The sequence below is a fragment of the Arthrobacter sp. Y3225116 genome, assembly GCF_059091245.1.
The window spans coordinates 1-3563 of sequence record NZ_JBNHGL010000271.1 but is presented as its reverse complement, the minus strand read 5'-3'; the positions used below and the strand labels follow the sequence as shown (position 1 = coordinate 3563).

The window sequence follows — 3563 nt, the reverse complement described above, 5'->3', positions numbered from 1 at the left end:
TGGTTACAAGCTTGTGCTTGGAACTGTATTCAATTGTTTGTTCCCTGGACGACAACGGGTTGTTGTCTGGGAACCACATAGCGGACGCGTAGCATGTTTTGATCACCCACCCCCAGGGGGTGGTGTGGTGTAAGTTATCGGACTATTAGTACCGGTCAGCTTCACGAGTCTTTCGTCCTCGCTTCCACATCCGGCCTATCAACCCAGTGGTCTGGCTGGGGTCCTCTCCCCCCGAAGGGGATGGAAATCTCATCTTGAAGCCGGCTTCCCGCTTAGATGCTTTCAGCGGTTATCCAATCCGAACGTAGCTAATCAGCGGTGCACTTGGCAGTACAACTGACACACCAGAGGTTCGTCCGTCCCGGTCCTCTCGTACTAAGGACAGACCTTCTCAAATTTCCTGCGCGCGCAGCGGATAGGGACCGAACTGTCTCACGACGTTCTAAACCCAGCTCGCGTACCGCTTTAATGGGCGAACAGCCCAACCCTTGGGACCTACTCCAGCCCCAGGATGCGACGAGCCGACATCGAGGTGCCAAACCATGCCGTCGATATGGACTCTTGGGCAAGATCAGCCTGTTATCCCCGAGGTACCTTTTATCCGTTGAGCGACGGCCATTCCACAATGTGCCGCCGGATCACTAGTCCCGACTTTCGTCCCTGCTCGAGATGTCTCTCTCACAGTCAAGCTCCCTTGTGCACTTACACTCGCCACCTGATTGCCAACCAGGCTGAGGGAACCTTTGGGCGCCTCCGTTACTCTTTAGGAGGCAACCGCCCCAGTTAAACTACCCATCAGGCACTGTCCCTGACCCGGATTACGGGCCGAAGTTAGATGTCCAGAGTGACCAGAGTGGTATTTCAACGATGACTCCACCCGAACTGGCGTCCGGGCTTCACAGTCTCCCACCTATCCTACACAAGCCACACCGAACACCAATACCAAACTATAGTAAAGGTCTCGGGGTCTTTCCGTCCTGCTGCGCGTAACGAGCATCTTTACTCGTAGTGCAATTTCGCCGAGTTTATGGTTGAGACAGCGGGGAAGTCGTTACTCCATTCGTGCAGGTCGGAACTTACCCGACAAGGAATTTCGCTACCTTAGGATGGTTATAGTTACCACCGCCGTTTACTGGGGCTTAAATTCTCCGCTTCGCCCCCAAAGGGGCTAACAGGTCCTCTTAACCTTCCAGCACCGGGCAGGAGTCAGTCCGTATACATCGTCTTGCGACTTCGCACGGACCTGTGTTTTTAGTAAACAGTCGCTTCCCCCTGGTCTCTGCGGCCCTTACCCGCTCCGAAGCGCAAGGCTTCTTCACGGTCGGGGCCCCCCTTCTCCCGAAGTTACGGGGGCATTTTGCCGAGTTCCTTAACCATAATTCTCTCGATCGCCTTGGTATTCTCTACCTGATCACCTGTGTCGGTTTGGGGTACGGGCGGCTAAAACCTCGCGTCGATGCTTTTCTCGGCAGCATAGGATCACCGAATCCCCCCATACGGGGGTCCCGTCAGGTCTCAGGCTTCACGAACGGCGGATTTGCCAACCGTTCACCCTACATCCTTGGACCGGGACTACCATCGCCCGGCTCGGCTACCTTCCTGCGTCACACCTGTTAATACGCTTACCTCCCCGGATCGGGTCCCGCGCGCCCCGCCCATACTGGCCCCGAAGGGCACGGATGAACGGTTTGGGCGGTTAGCATCACCGGATTGGCATGGGCGGTTTTTCGCCGGTACGGGAATATCAACCCGTTGTCCATCGACTACGCCTGTCGGCCTCGCCTTAGGTCCCGACTTACCCAGGGCAGATTAGCTTGACCCTGGAACCCTTGATCATTCGGCGGACGGGTTTCCCACCCGTCTTTCGCTACTCATGCCTGCATTCTCACTCGTGTAGGCTCCACCACTGGCTTCCGCCGCAGCTTCACTGCCCACACGACGCTCCCCTACCCACCAGCGCTCCTGAACCACGAAGGCTTGGATAATACGCTGATGCCACAACTTCGGCGGTGTACTTGAGCCCCGCTACATTGTCGGCGCGGAATCACTTGACCAGTGAGCTATTACGCACTCTTTCAAGGGTGGCTGCTTCTAAGCCAACCTCCTGGTTGTCTGGGCAACTCCACATCCTTTTCCACTTAGCACACGCTTAGGGGCCTTAGTTGGTGGTCTGGGCTGTTTCCCTCTCGACTATGAAGCTTATCCCCCACAGTCTCACTGCTGCGCTCTCACTTGCCGGCATTCGGAGTTTGGCTGACGTCAGTAACCTTGTAGGGCCCATCGGCCATCCAGTAGCTCTACCTCCGGCAAGAAACACGCAACGCTGCACCTAAATGCATTTCGGGGAGAACCAGCTATCACGGAGTTTGATTGGCCTTTCACCCCTACCCACAGCTCATCCCCTCCATTTTCAACTGAAGTGGGTTCGGTCCTCCACGCGCTCTTACACGCGCTTCAACCTGGCCATGGGTAGATCACTCCGCTTCGGGTCTAGATCACGCCACTGCATCGCCCTATTCAGACTCGCTTTCGCTACGGCTTCCCCACACGGGTTAACCTCGCGACGTAACACTAACTCGCAGGCTCATTCTTCAAAAGGCACGCCGTCACAGCTACAAGGCTGCTCCGACGGATTGTAAGCACACGGTTTCAGGTACTGTTTCACTCCCCTCCCGGGGTACTTTTCACCTTTCCCTCACGGTACTTGTCCGCTATCGGTCATCAGGTAGTATTCAGGCTTACCAGGTGGTCCTGGCAGATTCGCACGGGATTTCTCGGGCCCCGTGCTACTTGGGATACTCTCCAAGCGGCGTCACGCATTACGGTTACAGGGCTTACACCTTCTCCGGCCGGCCTTTCAAGACCGTTCACCTATACGCACGCACTCACTTTCGCTGTCCGGCAGAACAGCAGCGGAAAGTCCCGCAACCCCGGCCATGCAACGCCCGCCGGCTATCACACATGGACCGGTTTGGCCTCTTCCGCGTTCGCTCGCCACTACTAACGGAATCACTGTTGTTTTCTCTTCCTGCGGGTACTGAGATGTTTCACTTCCCCGCGTTCCCTCCACGCACCCTATGTGTTCAGGTACGGGTCACCCGGTCACTCGCGCGCCGGGCGGGGTTTCCCCATTCGGACATCCTGGGATCACCGTTCGGTTATCAACTCCCCCAGGCTTATCGCAGATTCCCACGTCCTTCTTCGGCTCCTGATGCCAAGGCATCCACCGTGTGCTCTTAAAAACTTGACCACAAAGATCAAAATCAGCTATTCGAGAGAACCAGGACAACCAACCATCACAAGGACAGCCGGCCACCAGGTTCATCAAAAAAATTGCTTTAAGATGCTCGCGTCCACTATGTAGTTCTCAAACAACAACCCCGTCACCCCCACCCCCGCCACCCCACAAGGGACGGCCGGCGCGGCAAGCGCAGGAAACAAGAGGAACCAACTTCTTCCCTCTCCTCACATCGCTGCAAGAATAAGGTCCTGTTGCCTCAGGACCCAACAGTGTGCCAAAAGACATCCCCCGCGAAACCAACCACACACGTTCCAAACACCCC

The 3563-nt window shown here is 56.2% G+C and carries 1 rRNA gene; it reads right to left on the bottom strand.

The features are described from left to right. Positions 1-124: 124 nt before the first annotated feature. A 23S ribosomal RNA gene (locus tag AC5RV2_RS15905) occupies positions 125-3250 on the bottom strand. Between the last annotated feature and the right edge of the window lie 313 nt (positions 3251-3563).